16 protein-coding genes and 2 pseudogenes are annotated in these 26,505 nt (G+C 73.7%); 2 read left to right on the top strand and 16 right to left on the bottom strand.

What is annotated here, in order from left to right:
* Window positions 1–91: 91 nt before the first annotated feature.
* The 8 genes and pseudogenes from AB0F82_RS33445 to AB0F82_RS33410 form a co-directional block, all read right to left on the bottom strand.
* Window positions 92–772, bottom strand: coding sequence for a DUF4328 domain-containing protein (locus AB0F82_RS33445; RefSeq protein ID WP_362634434.1), 681 nt, complete (start codon window positions 770–772; stop codon window positions 92–94).
* Window positions 773–1,191: 419 nt separating this feature from the next.
* Window positions 1,192–1,425, bottom strand: a complete 234-nt coding sequence (locus tag AB0F82_RS33440) for a hypothetical protein (protein WP_362634431.1) — start codon at window positions 1,423–1,425, stop codon at window positions 1,192–1,194.
* Window positions 1,426–2,284: 859 nt separating this feature from the next.
* Window positions 2,285–2,593 carry a VWA domain-containing protein gene (locus AB0F82_RS38830; protein ID WP_436842235.1) on the bottom strand — a complete coding sequence of 103 codons (309 nt, stop codon included), beginning with the start codon at window positions 2,591–2,593 and terminating at the stop codon, window positions 2,285–2,287.
* A 278-nt stretch (window positions 2,594–2,871) separates the two neighbouring features.
* Window positions 2,872–4,983 carry a xanthine dehydrogenase family protein molybdopterin-binding subunit gene (locus AB0F82_RS33430; RefSeq protein WP_362634428.1) on the bottom strand — a complete coding sequence of 704 codons (2,112 nt, stop codon included), beginning with the start codon at window positions 4,981–4,983 and terminating at the stop codon, window positions 2,872–2,874.
* 29 nt (window positions 4,984–5,012) lie between these two features.
* The gene (locus AB0F82_RS33425; protein ID WP_362634426.1) at window positions 5,013–6,032 is read right to left on the bottom strand and encodes an FAD binding domain-containing protein; all 1,020 of its coding nucleotides are present in this window, start codon (window positions 6,030–6,032) and stop codon (window positions 5,013–5,015) included.
* Entirely contained in the window at window positions 6,029–6,640 is a 612-nt protein-coding gene (locus AB0F82_RS33420) for a 2Fe-2S iron-sulfur cluster-binding protein (RefSeq protein WP_362634474.1), read from the bottom strand. Before AB0F82_RS33420 ends, AB0F82_RS33425 begins: the two co-directional genes overlap by 4 nt.
* Before the next feature lie 165 nt (window positions 6,641–6,805).
* A complete protein-coding gene (locus tag AB0F82_RS33415) occupies window positions 6,806–7,402 on the bottom strand; it encodes an NADPH-dependent F420 reductase (RefSeq protein WP_362634423.1) in 597 nt (198 codons plus the stop codon).
* Between the two features lie 61 nt (window positions 7,403–7,463).
* Window positions 7,464–7,721 (bottom strand): annotated as a pseudogene (locus tag AB0F82_RS33410) (inositol monophosphatase family protein); the annotation flags it as partial.
* Between AB0F82_RS33410 and AB0F82_RS33405 the strand changes: the two are divergent.
* Window positions 7,722–7,853 (top strand): annotated as a pseudogene (locus tag AB0F82_RS33405) (LysR family transcriptional regulator); the annotation flags it as partial.
* A gap of 77 nt (window positions 7,854–7,930) precedes the next feature.
* Here the strand turns inward: AB0F82_RS33405 and AB0F82_RS33400 are convergent.
* A complete protein-coding gene (locus AB0F82_RS33400) occupies window positions 7,931–8,926 on the bottom strand; it encodes a helix-turn-helix transcriptional regulator (protein ID WP_362634420.1) in 996 nt (331 codons plus the stop codon).
* Between the two features lie 257 nt (window positions 8,927–9,183).
* On the opposite strand from AB0F82_RS33400, the gene AB0F82_RS33395 reads away from it, so the two are divergent.
* A complete protein-coding gene (locus AB0F82_RS33395) occupies window positions 9,184–11,931 on the top strand; it encodes a M4 family metallopeptidase (RefSeq protein ID WP_362634417.1) in 2,748 nt (915 codons plus the stop codon).
* A 79-nt stretch (window positions 11,932–12,010) separates the two neighbouring features.
* Here AB0F82_RS33395 and AB0F82_RS33390 read toward each other — a convergent pair whose 3' ends face one another.
* The 7 genes from AB0F82_RS33390 to AB0F82_RS33360 all read right to left on the bottom strand — a co-directional run bounded on the left by AB0F82_RS33390 (window position 12,011) and on the right by AB0F82_RS33360 (window position 26,016).
* The gene (locus AB0F82_RS33390) at window positions 12,011–12,751 is read right to left on the bottom strand and encodes a class I SAM-dependent DNA methyltransferase (protein WP_362634415.1); all 741 of its coding nucleotides are present in this window, start codon (window positions 12,749–12,751) and stop codon (window positions 12,011–12,013) included.
* Window positions 12,752–12,856: 105 nt separating this feature from the next.
* Complete coding sequence (locus AB0F82_RS33385) at window positions 12,857–15,808, bottom strand: condensation domain-containing protein (RefSeq protein ID WP_362634412.1); 2,952 nt, start codon at window positions 15,806–15,808, stop codon at window positions 12,857–12,859.
* Complete coding sequence (locus tag AB0F82_RS33380) at window positions 15,798–17,669, bottom strand: non-ribosomal peptide synthetase (RefSeq protein ID WP_362634409.1); 1,872 nt, start codon at window positions 17,667–17,669, stop codon at window positions 15,798–15,800. The genes AB0F82_RS33385 and AB0F82_RS33380 overlap by 11 nt, the downstream gene beginning before the upstream one ends.
* A 1-nt stretch (window position 17,670) precedes the next feature.
* Complete coding sequence (locus AB0F82_RS33375; protein ID WP_362634406.1) at window positions 17,671–19,578, bottom strand: non-ribosomal peptide synthetase; 1,908 nt, start codon at window positions 19,576–19,578, stop codon at window positions 17,671–17,673.
* Entirely contained in the window at window positions 19,578–22,754 is a 3,177-nt protein-coding gene (locus tag AB0F82_RS33370; protein ID WP_362634403.1) for a non-ribosomal peptide synthetase, read from the bottom strand. Before AB0F82_RS33370 ends, AB0F82_RS33375 begins: the two co-directional genes overlap by 1 nt.
* Window positions 22,755–23,285: 531 nt before the next feature.
* Window positions 23,286–24,566: a condensation domain-containing protein gene (locus tag AB0F82_RS33365; protein WP_362634400.1), complete on the bottom strand. Its 1,281-nt coding sequence runs from the start codon at window positions 24,564–24,566 to the stop codon at window positions 23,286–23,288.
* A 70-nt stretch (window positions 24,567–24,636) separates the two neighbouring features.
* Window positions 24,637–26,016, bottom strand: a complete 1,380-nt coding sequence (locus AB0F82_RS33360) for an MFS transporter (RefSeq protein ID WP_362634397.1) — start codon at window positions 26,014–26,016, stop codon at window positions 24,637–24,639.
* Between the last annotated feature and the right edge of the window lie 489 nt (window positions 26,017–26,505).

The raw sequence follows: 26,505 nt of genomic DNA, 5'->3' as shown, positions 1-26,505 counted from the left end.
GCCCAGCCGCCGGGAGGCGGCCAGTGCGCGTGGTGCGTATGCGCGGTCGACACCGCCGCGGCCGGCCCGGTGTGACGGGCAACCGGGTCCGTCAGGCCCGCGCGTACGGGCCCTCGGTCGCCATCGTGTTCTGCATCGCCGTCAGCCTGCGGACGAAGAGGACGGCGAGCACGCCGGCGATCGCGGTGGCCAGGTCCGCGACGATCCCGAGCTTTCCCACAGCGAGCAGCTCGTCCACGGTCTCGGCCTCCATGTAGAGCCGGCTGAAGACACGGCCCACGATCGCCGCGAGGACCCAGACCACCCACCAGGACGTCAGCAGGGCGGCAGGCGCCGTGCGGTCGGAGCCTTCGGGGCCTCGCTGGGTGCTGGCCCGCCAGGTCTGCCGGGCGATCTGGTAGGGCAGGAACAGGTGTCCCACGGGGATGAACCAGGCGCCGATGGCCCAGCCGCGGCCGAGGGTGAAGGCATCGGGGCGGAAGATGCCGCCGTTGCTGCGCACACGGTGGAACCAGATGATGAAGACGACGACCGTGGGCAGCACCGTGAGGACTTGGAGCAGCCCGGCGAGGATGGTGAGCGCGGGGGACAGACCGAGTTCGAGGTCGTCGAAGTGGGTGTCCCCCGCGAACCCCTGCATCCACGACTGCTCGTACGCGCCGGCTCCGGCGGAGAAGAGGTGCACCGCGGTCGCGGCGCCGAGCAGCCAGGTCAGGGCCGTCGCGAGGCCGTTCGGGGAGCGCAACTCGTCCTGGGGCGCCGGCGGAGCCATGTGCACCGGCCCCCCGGGGTAGGGGTGGCCCTGCTGGGGGACCGGGTACGGGGCCGGGCCCGGGCCCGGCTGCGGGAACGGCTGCGGAGGCGGCGGCGAGCCGGGCGCGCAGAAGGACATGACGGTGGACCCCCACGGGAACGAATGACATACGGAAGGGCCCCGGCCCGGCGGGCGGGGGCCCCGGAGACGATATGCCGGTCCCATGCCTGGAGTCCAGGGAGTTCCTGCTGGTCAGAGCGTACGAGACGGGTGCCCTGGCCCCATCCCGAGCGGAACCCCGGCCACCTCGGATGCCTGCACTCCCCGGTCGACGATGCCCGTTCGGCCGCCCCAGCCGGGGAATACCTCCGCGACCAGCTCCCGCGCGCACCGGCCGCGTCCGTCCGCCGGTGCACCGGAAGCCTGCGGGTCGTGCTTCAGATGATGTGGATGCGCTCCAGGGCGCCGGCGGTGTCGCGGACCATCAGGTCGTTGCCCTTGGCCCGCTCGTTCTCGATGAAGCCGAGCAGGAGCACCGCCCGGTTGATCACGTCGGACTTGCTGACGCCGCTCGCGGCGGTCAGCTCGGAGACGATGGTGACCGCCGGGGGGCACAGGGTCACGGAGTACCGCTCGCTGTCGGGGTGCGCGGGAAGCCGCTGCTCATCCATAGTGACGACCTTCCTTGGAGCCTTGGGGACCGTTGTGCACCAAGGTTGCACCAAGGCCGTGCAGTTGTGCACCACTTTTACACAGGGTCGGCCCTGCGGACGGCGGGCGTCGAAGGCTGCGCCTCTCCGCCGCAGCAATGGGCACCGAAAGTACCGTCGCCGCTTTCGGCACCTCCCCATGGCTGCTCGCCGAACGCGCTCCGGAGCCCGGCGGCGACGTTCAGCCCTTCGACGCGCTGGTCGTTCCGTCCGTCCCGAGGCGACGTCGAACTCACCGAGCTGAGCGCCGTGCGGGGGCCATCGACGAGAACCCGGATGGGATCGACCGCTGGAGCGCCACCTGCCGGCGGTCCTGCACGTCGAGGCGCCGGCATCCCCGGGCTCATGGACTGTTACGCCCTGGAAGCGCCCGGTACCGTCGCCCGGGCCTGCCCGTACACCGACTTCCCACTCGTCGAGATCCGCCCCCGACCGGCCCTCCGGGCCGCCGGCGGGTCGTCGGCCGAGGGAGCAGGATCGACGTCCAGGCCCAGCCGTTCACCGCGGGGGGCAACAGCATCGGCCCGGGCCGGGTCGAGCTGACGACGGTCCGCCGTCTACGCCAGGGCCTGTCGCTGGTCCCAGAGGACAGCGACCGCGCCCGGACACTTCGCGCCGTTCTCGCGAGAGTGGACTACGACGCAGCCTGAGCCGGATACTGCGCCCTGGCCTGCCGAACGTATCGGTCGCCGAGTCGGCCGACCGCACCCGGCCAAGCGGGGAATCCCTTCCGCAGAGAGCAGGGCCGGACGCTCCCCCGCCCCGCCCTCCGCCGGTGGCAGGCCTGCTTCCTGTGTCTCCGTCAGGCGTGGACCGCCCGTCAGCCCATCAGCCGGCGGGCACTCCGTACCGCCTCGGGCAGGCTGCCGTCGGCGAGGGTTCGGCGGGCGTATCCCCAGCTCGCGGTGTCCACGTCCAGGGCGAAGGTGGAGAGGTGGTCCGCGGGCGGTGCCTCGGTGCGGCGGCCGTCGTGCTCGCCCTCCGAGGTGCCGTCGGCCCGGTCGAGGGCGCCGGGCGCGCCCTGGGCGGGGGCCGGGGCGGGGTTGCCGCCGCGGGCCGGCCGGCCGGCCTCCTGGGAGGTGCCGCTGCTGCGGTCGTGGCCGTTGTCGGCGGCGAGCACGGCGAGCATGCAGAGCACGGGCGGTCTCGCCGGGCGGCGGTGGTGGGCCGCGGTGGTGGTGAAGGCCGTGGTTGCGGTCGCGGTCGCGGCTGGGCGTGCGCAACGTCATGGTGTCCCCCTTCGGACGGACGGTGTCTGCGAATGTGACGTCCGAAAAGGGGAGTTGGAGCCGACGGAGTTGTTGCGAACGCGTCTCGAAAGGAAAACGGCAGGCGGAACGTCACGCTCTGGCGGAGATCAGGGCACGATGAAGTCGCGGAGGGCAACCCCGTCCCCGCCGTTTCATCTCAGCCGGCGCTGCCGAGTGCGGTCAGTACGCGGTCCGGTGTCAGGGGGAGTTCGCGCAGGCGGTGGCCCGTGGCGTGGCAGAACGCGTTTCCGATCGCGGCCGCCGTTCCGACGATGCCGATCTCGCCGATCCCCTTGCTGCCCATGGGGTTGAGGTGTTTGTCGTGTTCGTCGATCCAGTGGACCTCGATGGCGGGTACGTCGGCGTGCGCCGGGATGTGGTAGGCGGCGAGGTCGCTCTCGGTGAAGTCGCCGAACTCCGCGTCCATCGTGCTGTGTTCGGTCAGCGCCATGCCGAGTCCCATGATCATGGCGCCCTTGAACTGCGACCGTGCGGTGAGCGGGTTGAGGATGCGGCCGGCGGCGAAGACGCCGAGCATGCGCCGTACGCGGACCTCCCCGGTGATCGTGTCGACCCGCACCTCGGCGAAGTGCGCACCGAAGGCATGGCGTGCGTAAGGGGACTTCTGCTTGGCGGACTGGGTGGTGTCGGCGGACGCGGACAGTCCCGCGGCCGGCAGCGGCTCGGGGTGGCGCTCAAGGCGCGCGGTCAAGGCAGTGCAGGCGTCGTGGACGGCCCACCCCCAGGAGCCGATGCCCGAGGAGCCTCCGGCGAGCGAAGCCGGGGGCAGGCCGGTGTGTCCGATGGCGACGGACACGGAGTCGAGCGGAACCCGCAGGGCATCGGCTGCCACCTGGGCCAGGACGGTGCGGGCGCCCGTCCCGATGTCGGTGGCGTTGATTTCGACGAGGTAGCGGCCGTCGGGAAAGGCGTGCGCCCGGGCGGTGGAGGGTGCGACGAGGACGGGGTAGGTGGCGGCGGCCACTCCGCTGCCGGTGAGGTACGGGCCCTGCCGGCGGGGCTCGCGGCAGTCGGCCCAGCCGAAGCGCTCGGCCCCCTCGCGCAGGCACTCGACGAGGTGGCGGCTGCTGAAGGGGAGGCCGCTGTCGGGTTCGGTGCGGGGTTCGTTGCGCACGCGCAGCTCGATCGGGTCGATGCCGAGGGTGTCCGCGAGTTCGTCCATCGCCGATTCCAGGGCGTACATGCCCGGCGCCTCGCCGGGGGCGCGCATCCAGGACGGGGTGGGCACGTCGAGGGTGACGACCCGGTGGGTGGTGCGGATGTCGGGCACGGCGTACATGACGCGGGCCGGCACCGCCGCTTGTTCGACGAACTCGCGGACGCGGGAGGTGTGGGTGGTGACCTCGTGGGTCAGGGCGGTCAGCGTGCCGTCGGTCCGGGCGCCGAGCCGGATGCGGTGCAGGGTGGGCGCCCGGTGGCCGACGGTGGTGGGCAGGTGGGCGCGCGGCAGGGCGAGTTTGACGGGCCTGCCGTACCGTCGCGAGGCCATCGCCGCCAGGACCACGTGAGGGCGCGGGGTGCCCTTGGAGCCGAAACCGCCGCCCACGTGCTCGGAGGCGACGGTGATCTCCTCCTCGGTCAGTTTCAGCAGTGCGGCCAGCGCTGCACGGACGGGGCCGGCGCCCTGGCTGGAGTCGTGCACGGTGAGGTGGTGGCGTTCCTCGTCCCAGTCGGCGACGGCGGAGTGCGGTTCCATGGGGTGGTTGTGCAGGGGCCCCACGCCGTAGGCACAGTCGATCCGTACGGGGGCGGCGGCGAGCGCCGCATCCGGGTCACCTTGCTCGCGGTGGGCGGGGTGGCCTCCGTTGGCCTCTTCGGGGGTGTAGGCGCGCTGGTGGTCGACGGTGAGTGTCACGTCGTGGGGGTCGGTCTCGTAGGTGACGCGCACCAGGGCGGCGGCGGCCCGCGCGCCCTCCAGGGAGTCGGCGACGGCCAGGGCCACGTACCAGCCGCGGTGGGGCACGTGCAGGTCCTGGAGGAGGTGCAGGGTGGGGTCCTCTGCCGCGCCGAGACGCGGTGCGTCGTACGGGGTCAGCACGCCGAGGACACCGGGCGCGGCGGTGGCGGCCGCGGTGTCGACGGAGGTGACACGGCCGCGGGCGATCGTGGCGGGCACGGGCCAGGCGTAGGCGCAGTCGGGGGGTGTGTGCTCGGCGGCGTACCGGGCGGCTCCGGTGACCTTCTCGCGTCCCTCGCTGCGCCGGGCCGGGCTGCCGAGGGCGGACGGGCTGTCGGGCGTGGGGGGCATCGCGGGTCCCCTTTCTGTTCGGGGGGCGGTCACGGCCGGGGGCGGGCGGGAGGAGCGCCGGAGGCGGAGCGGATCAGCGTTGCGAGGGCGTCGCGCGCGAGGTTGCGGGCGAGGTCGACCTTGAAGGCGTTGTCGGGCAGGGGCCGGGCCGCGGCCAGCTCCGCGTCGACGGCTTCCCGTACGGCCTCCTCGGTGGGTACGGCGCCGGTGAGCCGTTCCTCGGCAGTGGTGGCGCGCCAGGGCCGGTGGGCGAGACCGCCGAGGGCGATGGCGACGTGGCGTACGCGGTCGTCGTCGAGTTGGAGCACGGCGGCCACCGAGGCGAGGGCGAAGGCGTACGAGGCGCGGTCGCGGGCCTTGCGGTAGAGGGAGACCGCTCCGGGCGCGGGCGGGGGCAGGAGCACGGCGGTGACGATCTCGCCCGGGCGCAGGACGGTGTCCCGTTCGGGGTTCTCGCCGGGCAGCCGGTGGAAGCCGGCCGCCGCCACCCGGCGGGTACCGTGCTCGCCGCCATAGAGCTCGATCTCGGCGTCCAGGGCGGTGAGGGCCACGGCCATGTCCGAGGGGTGGGTGGCGATGCAGTGCGCGGAGTGGCCGAGGACGGCGTGGTCGCGGTGCACTCCGTCGCGGGCGGCGCAGCCGGTACCGGGCTCCCGCTTGTTGCAGGGCTTGGACACGTCCTGGAAGTACGGGCAGCGGGTGCGCTGGAGCAGGTTCCCGCCGGTGGTGGCGACGTTGCGCAGCTGCCCGGACGCGCCGGCCAGGAGGGCTTGGGAGAGGGCGGGGTAGCGGGTCCGGACCAGGGGGTGCACGGCCAGGTCGGTGTTGGACACACCGGCCCCGATCCGGAGCGCGCCCGTGGGCAGTTCCTGGATGTCGTGGAGGGGCAGCCGGGTGAGGTCGATGAGGGTGTCGGGGGTCTCGACGCCGTGCTTCATGAGGTCGACCAGGTTGGTGCCCCCGGCGATGTAGCGGGAGCCGGGGCGGCCGGCGTGGGCGGCCGCCGCTTCCTGGAGGCTGGTGGCCCGCACGTAGGCGAAGGGCTTCACGCGATCACGTCCGGGGTCGGGGGCGGGGTCCGGTCGGTGGTCTCGGCGGCGGCGCAGGCCGCTACGGCGTCGGCGATCCCGTTGTAGGCGCCGCAGCGGCAGAGGTTGCCGCTGAGCCGCTCCCCGATTTCTTCGGCGTTCAGGACGACGGGGCGGGCGGTGTCGGCCGCGGTGGCCGCACCGGTCACGTGGGAGGGGTGTCCGGCGGCGGCTTCCCGCAGGACTCCGACGGCGGAGCAGAGCTGGCCGGGAGTGCAGTATCCGCACTGGAAGGCGTCGTGGTCGAGGAAGGCCTGCTGGAGGGGGGACAGGGCGCCGTCGGGGGCGGCGAGCCCTTCGACGGTGATGATCTCGGAGCCGTCCAGGGTCACGGCCAGCAGCAGGCAGCTGTTGGCGCGCCGGCCGTCGACGAGGACGGTGCAGGCTCCGCACTGCCCGTGGTCGCAGCCCTTCTTGGAACCGGTCAGGTCCAGCTGCTCCCGCAGGGCGTCGAGGAGGGTGACGCGGTTGTCCAGGTCGAGAACGCGGGTGCGGCCGTTGACGCGGAGCGTGACGCGCGAGCGGACGGGGCCGGCGGCGGACGGTGGGGCGGCCTGCTGCTGTTGCAGGGGATTGCGTTCACGTGCAGCCACGGCCGTCCTCCATGTCCGGTTACGGGACGCATGTCCGATCACTGGAAGTATGCCCTAGCACCTTCCCCCGGCCCCGCCGCGCCATGCCTCCCCGACGTGGCGACCTCGGGGCGGCTCCTCGCGCTCCTCCGAGGGGGCGGGTCAGCGGGCGATGGAGACCGCGAAGGGGGCGAATCCGGCGGCACGGATCACATGCGGCACGAACATGATCGCGGCCTCTGCGGCGCGGGCGGTTCGGATTCCGCCGAGATCGGTGATCCACTCCTTCCGCCAGCCGAGGTCGGCGAGCAGGTCGAAGACGGTCTGCTTGGCCCCCGGGTCCTCGCCCGAGAGGAACGCGGTCGGCGCCTGGGCGAGCGTGGCCGGCGCGGTCATCACCGAGAAGAGCATGGTGTTGAGCGTCTTGACGACGCTGGTTCCGGGGAGCGCCTCCTGGAGCTGTTCCGCGAGGCTGGAGCCGGGGTGGAGCAGGTCGGCGGGCAGTCCGTCCGGGCCGTCGGCCGTGGCGTTGGAGACGTCCACGAGGATCTTGCCCCGCAATATCTCGCGCAGGGCGGCGAGACGCTCCAGTGAGCCGGCGCCCGGTGTGGCGTTGATGACGATACGGGCAGTGCGCGCGGCCTCGGCGGCGGCGCCCGGCGTGCGGTCCGCCACGGTGACCCGATGTCCTGCCCGGGTGAGGGCGGCGGCCAGGTTGCCGCCGACGCGGCCGTTTCCGAGTACTGCGATGTCGTTCATGGTGATCCGTTTCCCTTGGGTCTTTGCGGTTCTCGTGAGTCTTTGCGGCTCTCGTGAAGGGTCAGCGGGAGAGCGTCGCAACGGCCTCGGCGTGGACGCCGGGTGCGGCGGCCAGGAAGCCGCTGCTCTGCGGGGTCCAGGGGCGGCCCTCGGCGTCGGAGATCCGTCCGCCGGCCTCCAGGACGAGCAGGGCCCCGGGGAGCAGGTCCGCGCGGGCCCCGGCGAACTGCCAGATGGCGCCTGCCCTGCCGGCGGCCACGTTCGCCAGGTGCAGGGTCGCGGGCACCGCGGTGCGCACGACGAGGGCGTCCAGGAGCATCTCCCCATGCCGCTCGAACTGCCGTCGGCACCGGTGTACCTGTCGTGGCATCAGCGCTATGACACCGACACCGCCCACGCCTGGATGCGAGGGCTTGCGCGGGACGCGCTGGCCCTGTGCGGAGCGTCGTAGGCTGCGCGGCCCCGCTGGCGGACCGGGTGCCAGTGGTCGCCGGTCGCCGGTCGCCGGTCAACGCACCGGGCCGTGCGTCAGTTCGTCCCTGCCGGTCGGGGGAATCCCGGCCGACCGGTGGCGGCGTTCGGGGCGGGCGGCGGTTGCAGCCAGCCACGGATGGCGGCCTGGACGCCGGCCTGGAAGCGGGTGTCGGCGTCGAGTTCCTCCAGCATGCGGGTGATCCGGCGGCGGGCGGTGTGCACGTGTACGCCGAGCCGGCGGGCGATGGTCTCGTCCTTCAGGCCTGAGGCGAGCAGCCCGAGGAGTTCCCGCTGGTCCTCGGTGAGGGGGCTGGCGGGGCTGCCGACGGGGGTGGCGCGTGCCCACAGGGATTCGAACAGCGGCAGTGCGGCGCGGCGCAGCAGGGAGTCGCCGAAGACCAGGGCCGCTCCGTCGGCTCCTCCGTCGTCGGAGGGCGGTGGGGGCAGCAGGCAGATGCGCCGGTCCACGATGACCAGGCCGGTGGGCAGGCGCTGTCCGGTCCGGGCCTGGAGGCCGAGTCGGGTGAGGGCGATCAGGTCTCTGGCCCGTTCGGGAAAGTCGGTACCGCGCCGGTCGGTGACGGTCCGTACGGTGACGCCGCGGGCCAGCAGACGGCGGATGCGCTCCGCCCCCGCCTCTGCCTCCCCCGCCTCCCCCGCTTCCCCGGAGTGCTCGTCCGCGGGTGACGCGGGTGCCCGGGGCGTCCTGAGCGCGCCGCGGTCGAGCACGAGCACTTCCGTCTCGGCGGAGTCGAGCATGGCGTCGAGGCGGGCCCCGACGGAGTCGGCGCCGGTGACGATCTCGATGCCGGCCGGAGGTCCGGCGGGTAAGGCGGGTGGCGGCGGTAGCTCGTGGGCCAGCAGGTCGGCATAGGTGCGCAGGGATTGCAGCTCCGCCGATTCCCGGTTCAGGAGGGCCTGTCGGCGCTGGATGAGTACGCGCAGTACGGCGGCCGGGTCCGCGACCGGGTCCGCGGCCGCGAGGATCACCGCCCCGCTGCCGTACTGCGTGCGGGCGGGAGTCCGGTCGTGCGGGTCGGTTTCGATCATGCCGGGGATTTTGACCGCCTTCACACCGCCCCCACAACTGTGCATGGCCACTTCTGAGGGGGCCCCGGCTCTGTTCGCGAGCCGCCCGCGGCGCTTGCATGGCGGCGACTCACAGCAACGCATCAGGCACTCATGGTTGAGGAGACCCCTTGCCCAAGTTCAGCGCAGGTTCGACGGCTGCGACCCCGACCGCACGACGGATATGGCGGAAAGAGCTCCGATCCGCCGGAGGAATCGCGGTTCTGCTGGCCGTCGCAATGACCTTGCAGGCCTCGCCGGCATGGGCCGCGGACCCCGGCCCCTCGAACGTCCTCCCCGGCCAGGACACCGCGACCCCGGTGCTCGTCGAGGGCATACGGGAGTCCGTGGACGCCCAGGCCGCCCCGGCCGACGCGGCCCGCGGACACCTCGCGGCGAACAAGAGCCGTTACAGGATCCCGCGGGCGGCCAGCGACCTCGTCCCCCTCTCGGCGACGGCCACCGGGTCCAAGGACGAGACGGTCCGGCTGCAGCAGAAGCACCGGGGAGTGGACGTCCTGGGCGGCCAGTACGTCGTGCGCATGCAGAAGCAGGACGGCAAGCGCGTGGTGACCGGCACCTCGGGGCACTACTTCACGGCCCTGAGCACCGACGTCACCCCGCAGGTCGCCGAGGACGTCGCGGTCCGCCGCGCGGTGGCCGCCACGGCCCGCCGACTGGGAGCGGCCCTCGACAAGGGGCAGGCGCCGCGGTCGGAGTCGGGCGATCCGGCGGCCACCGGCATGACCGGCGAGGCCAAGGGGCTCGTCGTCCTGCCCAAGGGGGGCGGCGTACTCGCCTACCGCGTCACGGTACGCGGCACCGCGCCCGGCACCGGCGCGCCGGTCGTGGACGAGGTGTACGTGGACGCCCGGTCGGGCTACCCGGCGCTGCAGTACAGCGCGCTGAAGACGCTGGCGGCTCCGACGGCCGCCGCGCGGACGGCCGGTCGGGCCGCTGAGGGTGCGACTGCGGACGGATCGCCGGCCGCTCCCCCGAACCTGGTCCCGGAGACCGGGTCCGGTGGCCGGCTGAGCGGCGCCGCGGCCTCGCTGGACATCGCCTACGACCCGGCGGCCGGGAACTACCTCCTCGCGGACGCGGGCCGGATGCGCACTTCGTCCAAGAGCCTGCTTGCCACGTGGGACGCCCGGGGCAAGTCGGTGTCGGAGACGTCGGGCAGGTGGCCGTCCGGCATCACGATGTTCTCCTCCCCCAACACCACCTTCGGCGGCGCGGCGACGGACTCAGGAGCCGTGGACGCCCACTGGAACGCGGGCCAGGTCTACGACTTCTACAAGAAGAACTTCGGGCGCGACAGCCTCGACGGGACCGGCGGGCCCGTCAACTCCCTGGTCGGCGTGACCTATTACGGCCTGCCCTACGCCAACGCGTTCTGGGACGGCACCAAGATGGTCTACGGCAACGGCGACGCGGAGTTCAAGCCGATGTCGGCCGACACCGACGTCGTCGGCCACGAGATGACCCACGGGGTGATCGAGCACACGGCGAACCTGGTCTACGCGGGCCAGTCCGGCGCCCTGAACGAGGCCCTGGCCGACTACTTCGGCAACGCGATCGACGTCACCGCGAGCGGCACCCCGATGAGCGATCCGGCCGCCGGCCTGATCGGCGAGGACCTGTGCCGTACGAAGGCCGCCGCCGACTGCGCACTGCGCGACCTCAACGACGGGGCCACGACCTCGAAGAGCTTCCTGGGCGTGTCGTTCGCCACCGACAACGGCGGCGTGCACCTGAACTCCACGATCTTCTCCGGCGCGCTGTGGGACATGCGCGAGGACCTGGGCGGGGAACTCGCCGACAAGATCGTGTACAAGGCCGTCACCGAGTACATGACGCCGATCGACGGGTTCACCGAGGCCCGGGGCGCGGTACTCGCCGCTGCCAAGGCCCTGGGCGCGACCTCCGGCCAGCAGAACACCGTCAAGCGCTCGTTCAACGCGCACGGCATCGTCCCTGGCTGGGAGCAGGCCCTCGGCGTCGACAGCGACACCCTCATCGGGACGCTGAACACCACGGACTCAGGGGTCGGCGCGGGCGGCGGCTGGTGGACGGCCTCGAAGTCCAACGACGACGGCTCCGAGCCCTACTCGGTCTACGCCGGCCGGCTGGACGGCAAGGGTGCGCCGAAGGTGATCAGCCCCAACGACGGCCGCTACCACACCGCCCCGGCGACGGACGGAAAGACCGTGGTGTGGACGGCGTACGGCCCGACCTCGGTCGACGTCCTGTCCCGCCCCGTGGCGGGCGGCCCGGTCAAGACGCTCCACAGTTCGACGACCGGCGTCGCGGGCCTGCGGGTGGAGAAGGGCACGGTCGTGTTCGAGGAGTACGACATCCTCGGCGGCCGGCACGTCGGCTACATGCGGCCCACCGACAAGGCGCCCGTCTTCACCGACGGGAAGAAGTGGAACACCCTGACCGCCCTCCCCTCCATCAGCGGCGACAAGATCGCCTACGCGAAGCTGTACCCGCAGGGCGACTCCTACCGGCTGGGCGTGGAGGTCGTCGACCTGGCCACCGGCAAGGCGGTCATGACCGAGCAGCTCGACGAGCCGGTGAGCCTGGGCCAGACCGGCATCAACGGCAAGAACGTGTTCTGGCTGGCGGACGGCGACGAGAACGACGGCGGTCTGGTGTCGGTCGTCAGTTCCGGCCTGGACGGCCGCGGCGCCTTCCTCGTCAGCAGCGAGCACAAGCCGGGCGCCTTCATGGCCTCCGACCTGACGGTCTCGCAGGACGCGCTGACCCTGGTCGCCCGGACGCCCGACACGCGGTACCGCAACGAGTCGCTGCCGAAGCTGTGGCAGCTGACCACCGACGGCTCCCGCCGCGAGCGGGTCTCCTGCAACCGCGGTGAGCAGAACTACCCGGCGGCCGGCGCGGGCCGCCAGGTGGCCTGGCTGGACGCGACCACCGGCTCCACCGACCTGGTGGTCCGGGAACGCCCGGCCGGCACCTGCTGATCCCCACCTCTGAGGGACGGGGCCGACGGCTGCGCCGCCGGCCCCGTTCGCGTGCCCGCGGGAGACCAGGAGGAACGCCTCAGGCCGGCTTGCGCCACACGGAGATGTGCTTCGCGGAATCCTGGGTGAACGGCGCTCCGTCCCAGTCCGCGACGCGCCGTTCCAGTTCGAGCCCCGCGATCCGCGCCATCAGGTCGAGCTCCGCCGGCCATGCGTATCGGTGCCGGGAGCTGTCCCGGCGGTAGCGGCCGTCGCCGCCGTCGCGGGTGACGTGGTGCGAGACGAGGATCTGCTCGACCAGGTCGAAGGTGTCGAAGCCGAGATGCCCTTCGGAGACGTCGAAGGGCACCGCGACCTGCCCGGGCGGCAGGAAGCGCAGTGGCGGCACGCCGAGCTCGATGACGAACCGGCCGCCGGGCGCCAGGTGACGCGCGGCGTTGCGGAAGCACTCGACCTGCTCGTCCTGCGTGAGAAGGTTCGTGATCGTGTTGTAGACGAGATAGACCAGGGTGAACTCGCCGGGGACGACGGTCGTGGCCATGTCTCCGATGGCGACCGGGAGCACGTCCTCGTCGGTCTTGCGCCGTAGGACCGCTGCCATGTGCTCGGACAGTTCGATTCCCACGACGGGCACGCCGTGTTCCCGGAGCGGGACGCCAACTCTTCCGGTTCCGATGGCGAACTCCAATGCCCTGCCTTCTCCGGCAAGTTCGGCGAGGAAGGCGAGAGTCGGACCGAGAACAGCGGTCGATGACATCTCGCTCTCCTCGGCGTCGTAGCGGTCGGCGGTCGCGGAGGTCCAAAGCTCACTGCTTGTCACGGGCGGCCACTCTGCCCGGCCCGCCGGGGAGCCGTCCACCCGTTTACGACCGCGGCCGCGGCTGCGCCCGGAGTGCGTTGGGGCTGCTCCGGGCGCAGGCGGTGGTCAGGCGTGGGCCGGTGTCGTGGCAGTGACCATCTCTGCCAGGACGGTGTGACGGTCCTCGTGCGGCCGGGGACGCAGGGGGCGGGCCAGGCGTGTGCTGTCGTAGTGCCAGCGGTGGTCGAGGTCCCGCGGTACCGCGTCGGTCTCGCGGAGGTCCGCTCGAGTGCCGAGCAGTTCCGTGAGGTCGTGGGCGAGGTCGTGCCAGGAGACGTGGCCGCTGCACGCGTTGGCGACTCCGTGCACGGGCCGGTCCAGGCATTCGGCCACCGCGCGGGCCAGGGCCGCCGCGTGCACCCAGGCGGCTCCGTACCAGGCGTGCCCGCCGGTACCGGGGCGGGGCAGTTCGATCGGCCGGCCCTGCTCGGCGGCCTGGTAGAGCGTGCCGAGGGCGCCCCAGCGCAGCTGTTCGCGGAGCCGGTCGTGGGCGCCCCAGACGATCGGTGACCGTACGGAGCTGGCGCCGCCGCGCCCTTCGGTCCCAGCTGCGCGCAGGAGGATGGCCTCGCAGTCGAGTTTGGCCTTTCCGTACGGGCTGACGGGCTCGTGGGACGCCGACTCCTCGGCGACCCGGGCCGTCGCGGGATGCCCGTAGGCGTCGACGCTGCTGACGAAGACGAACGGGCCGCGCCACCACGCGTCGACCATCGTCTCCATCGCCGCCAGGTCCACGTCGTGCCGGGTGAAGGTGCAGGCGGCGTGGACGACCGCGTCCGACTGCGCGACGGCGTCCCGCAGCCCGGCCAGGTCGGTGAGGTCGCCCTCGATCACGTCGACGCCGTCGGTGGCGATCAGGTGGGCGGACTCGGGCCGGGCCAGCGCCAGCACGGGGCGTCCCCGGGCGGCGAGTTCACGCACCACGAACGCGCCGACGCCGCCCGTCGCACCGGTGACCAGCACTGTGCCGGGGCGGACGTCCCGGGAGCGGGGGGCGGGCCGGCTCGCGGTCTTCGCGGCGCTCTGCCGTGCCGCCCGTTCGTCGAGGAGGGCGGTCAGCGCCCGCGGGGTGCGGGCCTGGAGTACGTCGAGTCCCGTGAGGGGCAGTCCGAGGTCCGTGCGCAGCCGTTCGGCGAGTTGTACGGCCTTGAGGGAGTGACCGCCGAGGGCGAAGAAGTCCTCGTCCGGCGACGGGCGGAGGCCGAGCGCTGCGGCGAACGCCTCCGTGACCGCTTGGGCCCGTGCGCCGGACGGGGCGTGGGGCGTCGAGGGCCGCCCGGGCAGCCGGGCGTGGTCCGCCGGCCCGGCGGCCGTGCGCGGCAGCGCGTCGAGCGGGGTGACCGCCGCGGGTACGGCCTCGGGTGCGAGCGTGCGGCGCAGCAGACCGAGGAGTTCGTGGCCGGACGGGCCGGCGCTGTCCTTCAGGACGGCGTAGGCCACGGCCGGCCCCTGCTCGGGCTGGACCACCGTGGCGTCGGCGACCATCGGGTGGGCGCGGAGGGCCTCCGCGGCCGGGTGACGGTCACTGGCGGGGGGACTCTGGGCCGGGGAGGTGTCGTTCGGCCCGGCCGGAGGCAGCGGGTCCAGGGTGAGTTCCGGGTCGGCGGCCACCGCGTGGAGCAGGGCCGCGTAGTCCCGTGCGGCCGCCTCCGCCGCGGTGTCGTCCAGGGTGTGGGCGTCGTACTGCACGAGGGCCCGGGGCCGTGCAGGGTCGCCCAGGTCCAAGCCGTAGGAGAGGCTGAACTTCGCGCCGTCGGAGGGGAGGTCGACGTACTCGGCCGACGTACCCGGCAGCCGCAGCACCGTCGGCTCGCCGAGGACGTCGGAGGTGACGCGGACCAGTGCGGTGCCGTCGGCGCCGCGTGCCCCGGCGCCGAGGCGTTCGAGGACGAGGTCGAAGGGGATGTGCCGGTGCTCCTGGGCTTCGAGGAGCGCGTCGCCCACGCGGCGCAGCAGCTGGGTGAAGGACGGGGCGCCGGAGAGGTCCACCCGTACGGGCAGGGTGTTGACGCAGAGGCCGACCAGGCCGCGCATGGCCGTTCCGCTGCGGTGGGTGCCCGCCACGCCGATGACGAGGTCGTCGTCGCCGGTGAGGCGGTGCAGGGCGGCGAAGGCCGCGGTGAGCGACACCGCGAAGAGCGTGGCCTGCCGCTGTGCGCCCAGTGTCCGCAGGGCGTCGGGCACGGTGGGCGTGAGGGGCACGGTGCGTACGGCCGCCGGGCGCGCGGCGGTGTGCGGCGCGGGCGCCGCCGGCCGGGGCAGGCGCGGAGGTTCGGCGTCGGCCAGCAGCTCGCTCCAGCGCTCCAGTTCCTCCTCGAAGCCGGACAGGCCGTCGTGCTCGCGGCGCGCGTGGTCGGCGTACTGCGGCGCTGCGGTGAGGGTGTGCCGGGGCGTTCCGCCGGTGGCCGCCGTGTAGAGGTCGGCGAGTTCGGCGGCCACGGTCTCCAACGAGGCGCCGTCAACGGCGATGTGGTGGAACGTCAACAGCAGGGTGTGGTCCGTCGGTCCGTGGCGCAGGACGAGCGCTCGTACGGCGTCGCCGGCCGCGAGGTCGAACGGCCGGGCCGTCTCGCGCCGCAGCAGCTCCGGGGCCTGCGCCTCGTCGGTGTCGACGACGTGCACCGGGACCGTCCGCGGGGTCGGCAGCACCTCCTGGCAGGGCTCGCCCCCGTGCTCGGTGTAGCGGGTGCGCAGGATGGCGTGCCGGGCCACCAGGGAGGTGAGGGCGGTGGCGAACGCGGCCACGTCGAACGGGCCGCGCACACGGGTGGCGAACGGTACGTGGTACGAGTCGCCCGTGCCGCCGAGCCGCTCCATCAGCCACATACGGCGCTGCGCGCGGGAGAGGGGAACGCACTCGGACTGCGGTGCGCGGTCTTCCCGGCCGGTGCTCGCGCCGGTGGCGGGTTCGGCGGTCGTCGTGGCACGGGGGGCGGTACCGGCGCGGGCCCGGCGCAGCAGTTCCTGCTGGAGTTGCTGTCGGCGGTCGAGGGACGCGGAGTCGGCGTCAGTGGGCATCGCTGTGCTCCGGGGTGTCGGGGTGGAGGTCCGCGTGGGCGGCCAGGAGGGCGCTTTCGACCAGCACGGCCTGTGCGGCGACGGTCGGCGCGGCGAAGAAGTCGGCGAGGGAGATCTCCACGCCGAGTTCTTCGCGCAGGTCCTCGGTGACGACGAGGGCGAGGAGCGAATGGCCGCCGATGAGGAGGAACTCGGCGTCGGCGTGCGTCACCTCGGTGCCCAGGGCCCGGCTCCACACCTCGGCGACGGCCTGCTCCAGCGGTGTCATGCGCGGCGCTGGCTCGCCGGTGGGCCGGCTTTCGGCGGCGTGTGCGCGGGCGGTGAGCGCGCGCCGGTCGACCTTGCCGGCCGGGGTGAGGGGAAGCCGGTCCAGCACGGTGACCGCGTCGGGTACGAGGTGGGCGGGCAGGAGCGCGGTGAGCCGTTCGCGCAGCGCCGTGCCGGGAGGTACGGGGCCGGGCGCGGCGACGACGAACGCGACGAGGCGCGCTTCGGGGGTGCCGGCGCCGTCGACGGTGACGGCGGCGTCGTCGACGTCCGGCTGCTCACGCAGGGCGTGCTCGACCTCGGCGGGTTCGATGCGGAAGCCGCGGACCTTCACCTGGTCGTCGTTGCGGCCGTGGAACTGCAGGACGCCGTCGGGGCGGAGGGAGACGATGTCGCCGGTGCGGTAGAGCCGCCGGCCGGCGGCGGGGTGTTCGACGAACCGTTCGGCGGTGAGTTCGGGCAGGCCCGTGTAGCCGTGGGCGAGCCTGCTGCCGCCGATCCACAGCTCGCCCCGGTCCCCGTCGGCCACGGGGTGGCCGACGGCGTCCAAGATGTGCGCCGTGGCCCCGCAGATGGGCCTGCCGATGGGTATCGGCCCCGCGCAGTCCTGCTCGGTGACCCGGTGGGCGGTGGCGAAGGTGGTCGTCTCGGTCGGCCCGTAGCCGTTGACGAGTTCCAGCCAGGGGAAAGCGGTGAGGACCTCGCGGGCCTGCGCGGCGGCCATCGCCTCGCCGCCCACGACGACCGAGCGGAGCTGGGCGAAGACGCGGGAGCGGCGCGCGGCGAGCTGGTGGAAGAGGGCCGTGGTGAAGAACGCCACGGTCACGCCGTGCCGCTCGACGTGCCGGGCGAGGTCCTCCAGGGTGGGCCGCTGCTCGGTGCAGACGACGACCGCGGCGCCGTTGGCGAGCGCGGCCCAGACTTCGAACGTCGAGGCGTCGAAGGTCATGGGCGAGTGGAACAGCACGCGGTCGCGGCCGGTGAGGGTGACGTAGTCGGGTGCCGTGACCAGCTCGGCGATGGCACGGTGCGGCACCAGGACGCCCTTGGGGCGCCCTGTCGAGCCGGAGGTGAACATGATGAACGCCGGGCCGTCCGGGTCGGACTCGTCGGCCGGCAGGCCGTACGTGAGCGGCTCCTCGGGCAGGGCGAGGACGCGGCCGGGGAGTGCGGCCGCGTCCAGCAGTTTCGCGTCGCCGACGGTGAGCGTCACTTCCGCGTCGGCGATCATCGCCTCGGTACGCGGCCGGGGCTGGGCGGGATCGAGCGGTACGCACACGGCTCCGGCCAGCCACAGGCCGAGCTGGGCCACGACCGTGCGGGACGAACGGGCCGTCAGCAGCGCCACCCGGTCGCCGCGGGTCACGTCGTGCCGGCGCAGTCGTGCCGCGAGGGCGTGGCCGGCCTGGAGGAGGCGGCCGTAGGTGAGGGTGGTGTCGCCGTCCACGACGGCGAGGGCGTCGGGGGTGCGTGCGGCGTGCCGCGCGACGAGTGCGGGCAGGGCGGTGCCCTTCGCCGGATCGGTGGCCTGCGGACCGGCGGGCTGCGCGTCGGTAGGCTGCGGCTCGGCGGGCTTCGGGATGGTGAGTGTCATGTCAGGCTCCTGCCGGCTGCGGGGTCCGGCGCTGGTCGAGGAGGGCGGCGAAGGCGCGCAGGTCGGTGCTGCGCAGCAGCTCGGGAGCGCGCAGGCGTGCTCCCGTCTCGCGTTCTACGGTTGCCAGCAGCCGTGCGGCGATGATGGAGGTGCCGCCGGCGTCGGTGAAGTTGTCGCCGAGGCCGGTGCCGGGGCGGCCCAGGAGGTCGCGTACGGTCGCCAGCACGAGCCGTTCGGTGGCGGTGACCCCGGTGCCGGTGTGCTCGTCCTCGGTGGTGGTCCCGGGCGCCACGGGCGCCGGGACGGCGGCCGCGAGGGCGTGCCGGTCCACCTTGCCGTTGGCGTCGAGCGGGAAGCCGTCGACGATCCGTACGGTGCCGGGGACGGCCTGCTCGGGGAGCCAGGCACGGACCGCGTCGAGGAGCTCCCCGGTGACCGGTTCGGCGCCGTCGGCGAGCCGAAGGTGTGCGACGAGACGGCCGTGGCCGGAGCTGTCGCGCAGCACGGTGACGACGGCGCTGCGTACCCGCGGGTCGTGTTCGAAGGCGGCTTCCACCTCGGCGGGTTCGATGCGCACGCCGCTGATCTTCACCTGGTCGTCGAGGCGGCCGAGGAAGTCCAGGCTGCCGTCGGCGTTCATCCGTACCCGGTCGCCGGTGCGGTAGAGGCGGTCGACCGAGGGCAGCTCCGGCTCATGCGGGGGTGCGGTGAACCGGCGCGCGGTGAGTTCGGGGTCGAGGTAGCCGAGGGCCAGGCAGTGGCCGCCGACGCGAAGCTCACCGTCCTGCCCACGGGGGACAGGGCGCCCGTCGTCGTCCGTGACGACGAGGGTGACGCCCGGCAGCGCGGTGCCGATGGGCGGCGGGACCTGCTCGCCGGCGTCCGGGTCGGTGTTGCGCATGGTGTGGGTGGTGGTGACGACGGTGGCTTCCGCAGGGCCGTAGGCGTTGTGGACCGTGGCGGTGACATCGGTGCCGGGGCGGCGGCGCATGCGATCGCCGCCGACGACGAGGTGGCGGAGCTTCAGGTCCTGCGGCCAGGGCCGGTCCAGGAGCGGTTCGACGGTCGGGGTGGCCGCGACGGCGTGCGTGAGGGCGCGCTCACGCCACCAGTCGGTGAGTACGTGCGAGTCCCAGCGGGTGTCGTCCGGCGCCGGGACGAGGGCGGCTCCCGAGGTCAGGGCGGCCCACAGTTCCAGCAGGTGCGGGTCGAACGCGACGCCGATCAGGAGGGACTGGCGGTCGCCCGGTGCGAGACCGGTCTCGGCCCGGTACCAGTCGAGGGCGACGGAGAGGGAGGTCTCGGCAACGGCGACCGCCTTGGGGCGGCCGGTGGAACCGGAGGTCAGGACGGCGTACAGGGCGTTCTGGGGAGCGCGCCGGGTGCCGCGGGCGCACTGGGTGAAGGCCGCGACGACTGCGGCGGGGGCGTTGACACCGGCGGTGGGCAGCGGCAGCGGGAGGTGCTCCCCGCCGCGGTGCCCCTCGGGCAGGACCCCGGGGTCGCCGATGAGGCAGGCGACGTCGAGGTCCTCGGTGACGGCCTGGGTACGGCGTTCGCCGGGGCGGGGGCCGAGCGGCAGGTAGACGGCGCCGATCCGGGCGAGCGCCACGGCGGTCACCACCAGGGCGGCGGAGCGGTCGAGGCATACGCCGACCAGGTCGCCGGGCCGGACGCGGTCGCCCAGGGCGGCGGTGACCTGCTCGGCCGCCTCGTCGAGGTCCTGGTACGTCCAGATGCGGGCGCTGTCGATCACGGCCGGGGCCTGCGGGGCGAGGCGGGCCCAGTCATCGAAGCGGTCGAGCACGCCGGTCGGTTCGGCGCGGGGCCCGTGGGCGACGCTCGGCACGGTGCCGGCGTCGAGGGGCGTGGCGAGGAGTGCGGCAGGGGCGGTCGGGGACTGGGTCATCACGACTCCGTGGAAAGGGCGGTGGCGGCGAGGGCTTCGGCCTGGTCGGCGAGGACGGGGTTGCGGAAGAGCACCCGCAGCGGCGGGCGCGCGCCCAGCCGGGGCTCCAGCCAGGCGGCCAGCTCGGCGGCCAGCAGGGAATGGCCCCCGCTGTGGAAGAAGTGGGAACGGGCGTTTATCCGGCTGTGGCCGAGGACCTTGCTCCAGCCCTCCGTGAGCAGCGCCGTCATCGGGTCGTCGGACGCGGCGGTGGCCGCGGGCGAGCCCTCCGAGCCGGTTCCGGCCTCGGACTCGCCGGTGTCACCCGCACCACCCGCGTCGCCGGTGTCGAGCTCCGCAGCCCGGCGGGACAGCGCCGTACGGTCGGGCTTGCCGCCGGGAAGGGTCGGCATGCTTTCGAGCGAGGCCCAGCGGGCGGGCACGAGGGGGCCGGGCAGGCGGCGGCCCAGCTCGGCGTGGAGCTCCTTCTCGTCGAAGTCCTCGCCGGCGGGCCCGTCTTCGAGGAAGCCGACGAGCCTCGGGCCGCCGGGGCCCTGCCGGTCCAGTACGACGGCGCAGGACCGGCCGCCCAGCACCGCGGACGCCGCGGCCTCGATCTCCTCCAGTTCGATGCGGTGACCGCGCAGTTTGATCTGGTTGTCGCGCCGCCCGAGGAAGTACAGCAGGCCGTCCAGACCGCGGTAGCCGAGGTCGCCGGTGAGGTAGACGCGCTGCCCGTCGAGCGCGTCGACAGTGACGAACCGGGCCGCGGTCACCTCCTCGTTGCCCGCGTAGCCCTCGGCGAGGCCGGGTCCGGCGACGGCGAGTTCGCCGACCGCGCCGGCCGGCAGCGGGCGGTGGTGGGCGTCGAGTACGTGGATCCGCTCGCCCGGGAGCTCGGTGCCCAGGGGGATCTCGGCGCCCTCGACGAGGGCGTCGCGGGAGATCTCGTGGACGGTCGAGGTGATGGCCGCCTCCGTGACGCCGTAGGCGTTGAGGACGGTGGCGTCGGTGTCGGCGAGGATGCCGCGCAGTGCCTCCACGGGAAGGCGCTCGCCGCCGAGGACCAGGAGCCGGGGCGTCCAGCGCTTGTCCCGCAGGGCGGGACGCAGGTCTTCGCGGGTGGCGAGGAAGTAGCTGGTGGGCAGGTTGGCGACGGTGACCCGGGCCGCGGCGAGCAGTTCGGTGAGTTCGGCGCCGGTGGGCACCTCGTGCTCGGGCAGGACCAGGCAGGCGCCTGCGTACAGGGTGGGCAGCACTTCCTCCAGCGCCACGTCGAAGGACGGCTGGGCGAACATCAGGACCCGGTCCGAGGTGATGAGGCCGAACCGGTCGGCGGCCGCCGTCATGTGGTGCACCAGGGCGGCGGGGCCGACGGCGACCGGCTTGGGGGTTCCGGTGGAGCCGGAGGTGTGGATGACGTACGCGGTGCCGTCAAGTACGGCGCCGTCGCGCGCCGGGGGCAGCACCGGGGCGTCGATCCGGGCGGTCGGCAGTGCGTCCGGCAGGGCCGGGGTGCCGTCGCCGGTGAGGACGAGCGCCGGCGCGAGCCGTTCCAGCAGCAGGCCGAGCCGGGCCGGCGGATCGGACGGGGACAGCGGGCAGTAGACGGCGCCGGTGCGCAGGCAGGCGAGCAGGGCGACGACGGATTCGGTCCCGCGGGGCAGGACCACGGCCACCGGCCGGCCGGGGGTGACACCGGCGGCCTTCAGGCGCTCGGCGAGCGAGGCGACCCGGGCGTCGAGTTCGCCGTAGGTCAGACGGCGGGCGCCGCACAGCAGGGCCGGCAGCGACGGGTGGTGTGCGGCCACGGGATCCAGTGGATCGCGGCCGGCCGGGACGGGTACGGGCTCGGCGGCCGGCTCCGTGGCGGCCGGGTCGAGATCGGCCAGCGGGGTCTCGGGGCTGTGGAGGTAGGCGCGCAGCAGGTCCAGGAAGCGGCCGGAGAGCAGCCGGGCGACGTCCTCGCCGAAGAGGTCCGCGTCGTAGTCCCAGACGAGGGTCATGCCGGGCGCGCCGTGGCGCGGGGTGACGCCGCGCCGGTCGTCCGGGAGCAGGACCACGTCGAGGTCGAAGCGGGTGGTACCGGTGTTGAAGCCCTCGAAGAGCGTGATGTCGAGTCCGGGTACGTCGATCTCGGGCAGGGGCGCGTCGTGGGCGCTGAACATGACGGAGAAGAGCGGGTTGTCGGCGCCGGAGGTGTGCATGCCGAGTGCTCGGGTCAGTTCCTGGACCGGTACGTCCTGGTGCGGAAGGGCACGGATGAGGGTGTCGGTGACCTCGTCCATGGTGTCCTGGGCGGGGGCGGCGGCGTCCAGGGTGAGCGGCAGCGGGATGGTGTTGACGAACATGCCCACGGCATCCTCGTAGCCGAGGGGGCGGTTGCCGACGGCGGTGCCGATGACCATGCGGGAGCGGCCGCTGTGCCGGCGCAGGAGCTCCGCGAACAGCCCGAGGAGCGTGGAGAAGGGGGTGAGGCCGCGGGTACGGGCGTGTCCGCGCAGGCGTTCGGCGAGGTCGGCGCCGATGGTCTGGCGCAGCTGTCCGCCGTGGTGCCTGCGGCGGGCGCCGGGGCGCGTCACGCCGGGCAGCGGCAGGTCGTGCTGCTGGTCGCGCAGTTCAGCCCGCCAGAAGTCGAGCGATTCGGGGGCGTAGGCGGCCCGGGCCCGTGCCTGGACGTGGTCCGCGTACGAGGAGGCGGCAGGGAGCTCCAGGGTCTCGCCGAGGACGTGGGCGCGGTAGACGCGGAAGACGTCGTCGAGCAGGATCGCGAAGGAGTGGCCGTCGTGGATGAGGTGGTGCTCGACGTGGACCAGCCGGTGGTGGCGCTCGGCCAGCCGTACGAGCGTCCAGCGGATCAGCGGTGCCTCGGAGGTGTCGATCGGTGTCTCGGCCTCGGTCCGCAGGAGGCGGGCGAACGCCGCCTCGGGGTCGTCCGCCGTGCTGAGGTCGACGGTGTGCAGCCTCGGCGAGCAGTGCTCCGCGACCCGCTGCTGGGGTACGGAACCGTTGGGGGCGACGAGTTCGAGCCGCAGGCCGGCATGGCGTGCCAGGGTGGCGGCGAGCCCGCGGCGCAGGGCTTCGGCGTCGAGGGTGCCCCACAGGTCGAGTGAGGCGGTGAAGTTGTAGGCGCGGCTGCCGGGCTGCATCTGCTCGTGCAGCCAGACGATCTCCTGCGAGGAGGAGAGGGGAAGCATGGGCGATCCCTGAGGTTGTCGGGTCGGTTTCCGGTTTCCGGTGCCGGTCACGGTCGTGTCCGGCGGTCGTACGGGCGGCTTCGCGGGTCGCGCGGTGCCGTTCGGACGTGCGGGGATGCTGTGGGGGGAAGCGCGGGGGCGCGGGGCCGGGCGAGGGCCGGTGTGCGGTTGCCGCGTCCGGCGGGGCGTCCGGCGGGGCGGGGTGTGGGCCCCCTGGGCGGCGTCTTGCCGATCAGGCCGGATGAGGGAGCGGCGGCCGGTGTCGTGGGGGCTCCCCCGGCCCGCGGGGCCGAGGGGAAGCATCGCAAGGCGACCGAGGACAGCGTGGCGGAACGCGGTGGCATCGGCGCTCCTTTGCGGCCACGACCTGGGGCGCGTCTTTCGGATCTTGTCGGCCGGGCCCGCGTTGTCCGGGGCCGTGCTTCGCAAGGCGGAGGCGCTCCCGCGTACCGGACGTACCGGGGAGTCCCGACAACGCGGCGGGGCGCGGTGCCGGGCAGCGCGGGCCCGGCAAGATCCGGAAGGCACGTCCTAGGGGCGCAGGGCGTCGGTGAGCGCGTCGAACGCCCGGTTCGCGGTCTCGTCGTCGACCACCGCCCGGTCCCACACCATCCGCAGGCGGATCTCCGCTCCCTGGGTGACGGAGACGGCGAAGGGACCTCGGACGGGTCTGCCGTCGACGTGGACCTCCCGTCCTTCGACGCCGGCCAGGGTGAGGGGCGGGCGGCGGCTGTCGTCGTCCACGGTGAGGAGTCCGTCGAGGCCTCCGGTCCAGCCCGAGCCGGTGGACCGTACGGCGGTCACGACCGCGTCGAACGGTACGTCGGCCCGGTCGAGGTCGTCCCACCACGCGTCGGCGGTGGCCTGCGAACCGGGTCCGCGGCCGGTGTCGGCCGGGAAGACGAGCGTGTTGAGGAAGCAGCCGATGACCGGCTCCGCGCCCGCGGGACGGCCGCCCCACGGGTAGCCGAGCGGGACCGTGCGGTCCGGGCCGTACAGCTCGCGGGCCGCGGAACGGCAGGCGTCGAGGAGGCCGGGGAAGGAGCCGCCGCCGTCGGGTGCGGGCAGCAGGGCGTGCGCGGCGCCGCTGTGCGGTGCGCCCTCGGGCGCTCGTGCGGGGCGGGGTGCCGGGGCGTGGGTGTGCAGCGTGCGCAGCCGGTCCGCCCAGTACGCGGCCGCTGCGGGCGTCTCCGCTCGTTCCTCGGCGGCGAGTTGCCGCCGGACGGCGTCCTCATAGGTGACGAGTTCGGCCGCCGTCTCCTGCGCCGCGGCGCCGGGTTCGGCGGACTCCTCGCCGTAGGCGGCGCCCAGCTCGTCGACGATCCGCGCCAGCGAACGGCCGTCGCAGACGGCGTGGTCCAGGGCGACGGCGAGGACGTCCTCCTCGCGCTCCTCGTCGCGTACGAGGAAGAGCCGCAAGGGGGGACCCTGCGGATCCCAGGACGCGAGTGCGCGGCGGAGCACGTCGGCTGCCGGCTCGCCGGGTGCGGCGGCCGGCCGGACCACGGTGACGTCCGCGTCGTCGGGAGCGGCGACGCGCAGTACGGGGGTGCCTCGGACGACGGCGGGCCGCGAGCGCAGGGCGGTGTGCCGTGCGGCGAGCCTGTGGGCCGCTGCCCGCAGGCGTTGGGGGTCGACGGTTCCGGACGGGAACGCGAAGAACATGGGCACCACGTCGGGGCGCCCCGCCGGGTCCAGCGAACGCACCAGCATGAAGCGGCGCTGTGCTCCGGTGACAGGCAGCAGGGCGTCGGACCGGTCGGCGGTGAGACGCCGGTAGCGGGTCAGGTACTGACTCGTGATGCTGAGCACGGGGTCCTCTTCGTCGTGGCCGCGGTCGTGGCCGCGCGGGGCGGTGTGGTCGGTGGTGGCGGGGCGGTGGTCAGCCGGTGGGCGCGGGGGCAGGCCGTTCGTCCTGGCCGGCGTGGGAGGCGGCGTCCTGCGGTGTCCCGTCGGCGCTGACGTCGTCCTGCGGTGTCCCGTAGGCGCTGCCCTCGTCCTGCGCACCGGGGAGGTCGCGCATCCGGCGCAGCGGGGAGAGCAGCAGCGGCAGTGGTACGGCGAGGATGCCGACGGCGCACCAGGCGAGGGCCGTACGCGATCCGTAGGCCTGGGCGAGGGCTCCGCCGATGAGCGCGCCGAGCGGCAGGGTGCCCCACATGAGGAAGCGCAGGGTGGCGTTCATCCGGCCCAGCAGGCGTGGCGGGCACATCCCTTGGCGGAAGCTGACCTGGGCGACGTTGTAGACGACGGCGCCGAAGGAGACGACCGCGGATCCGGTGGCGAAGAGGGCCGCCCCGGCGAGACCGTGTGTGGACAGGGGCCACAGCAGTGCGAAGGGGCCGGTCACCAGGAGGGACAGGAGGATGACCCGGGCCTGTCCCAGCCGTGCGGCGAGGCGGCCGGCGCACAGGGCGCCGAGGAGCCCGCCCACGGCCGACGCGGACAGCACGAGCCCGAGCCCGCCGGCCCGCAGTCCGACGGTGCGGACGAGGTGCACGGTCTGCGTGGCCATGAGGACGGCCGTGCAGAGGTTGGCGAGGCCGGTGGTGAGGGCGATGACGCGGAGCAGGGGGTGGCCGAAGACGAAGCGGACGCCCTCGCTGATCTCCTTGCCCAGCGAGGCCCCGGGGGCGGCGGGTTCGGGTGCTTCCTCGGCCCGCTCGATGCGCTGGAGGAACAGGGCGGAGAGGAGGTAGCCGACGGCGTCGACGATGACGGCGAACTGCGCGCCGACGAGCTGGACGAGTCCGCCGCCGATACCGGGGCCGGTGACGTGGGCGGTGGAACGGACCGTTTCCAGCGCGCCGTTGCCTGCGACGAGTTGGTCGCGGGGCAGGATGTGCGGCAGGTAGCTCTGGTGGGCGACGTCGAAGAACACGGTCGCCACGCCGGTCACGAGCGCGACGGCGTAGAGCTGGGCCATGGTCAGGGCGTCGGCGAGCGCGGCGGCGGGGATGCTCGCCATGGCCACGGCACGCACCAGGTCCGCCCGGATCATCAGGGGCCGTTTGCGCATGCGGTCGGTGAGTGCCCCGGCGGGCAGCCCGACGAGCAGGAAGGCGGCGGTCTCCGCTGCGGTCAGGAGGCCCACCTGGAAGGCGGGGGCGTCGAGTTCGAGGACGGCTACGAGGGGCAGTGCCACCAGCGTCACCTGGGCACCGAACTGTCCGGTGGCGGCTCCCGCGAGGAGCAGTCGGAAGTCACGCAAGCGCATGGGGCCACCGGTGCCACCGGTGGCGGCGCGGTTTGTGTCGGACATGTGAACGACATTCACCGATTAATCGCGCAACAGTCAAAGGAAACCTGTCAGTTTCGGACTTGTTTTGCGGCGCCGGGGACACGAGTCGGGAAATCTTTCGTGCTACCCGGGGTACCACCACGTAAATTCCGGCGGGCCGCACAGGCGGCGCGGGGCGCGTGGGGCAAGGGGGGTCAGGGAGGCGTAAGGGGGGCGCGAGGGGGCCGAGCGGCGACCCTTACCGAGAGTAACCGATTCGATCCTGGCCGAAAAGACTCATCCGTGATCATGTCCCTGCGGAGGCCGACATTCCGTCCGCTATGAACGCGCTTGCGGCCCGGGCACGTCTCCCCCACCCCATGGGCAGGACTGGGCGCGGCGGCCCGGGCCGAGCCCGCGTACACCGTGGGCGAGTCGGTTCCAGCGGGCCGGCCGATCCGCGCACCCCGACCGGGGCGACGACCCGTCGCCCCGTAGGCAGTAAGCGCCCGTCGCCCGCTCGGTACCGCC

This window comes from Streptomyces virginiae (assembly GCF_040638905.1).
Taxonomy (GTDB): Bacteria; Actinomycetota; Actinomycetes; order Streptomycetales; family Streptomycetaceae; genus Streptomyces; species Streptomyces virginiae_B.
The sequence above is the reverse complement of the archived record's forward strand: the minus strand, read 5'-3'. Positions and strand labels throughout refer to the sequence as shown.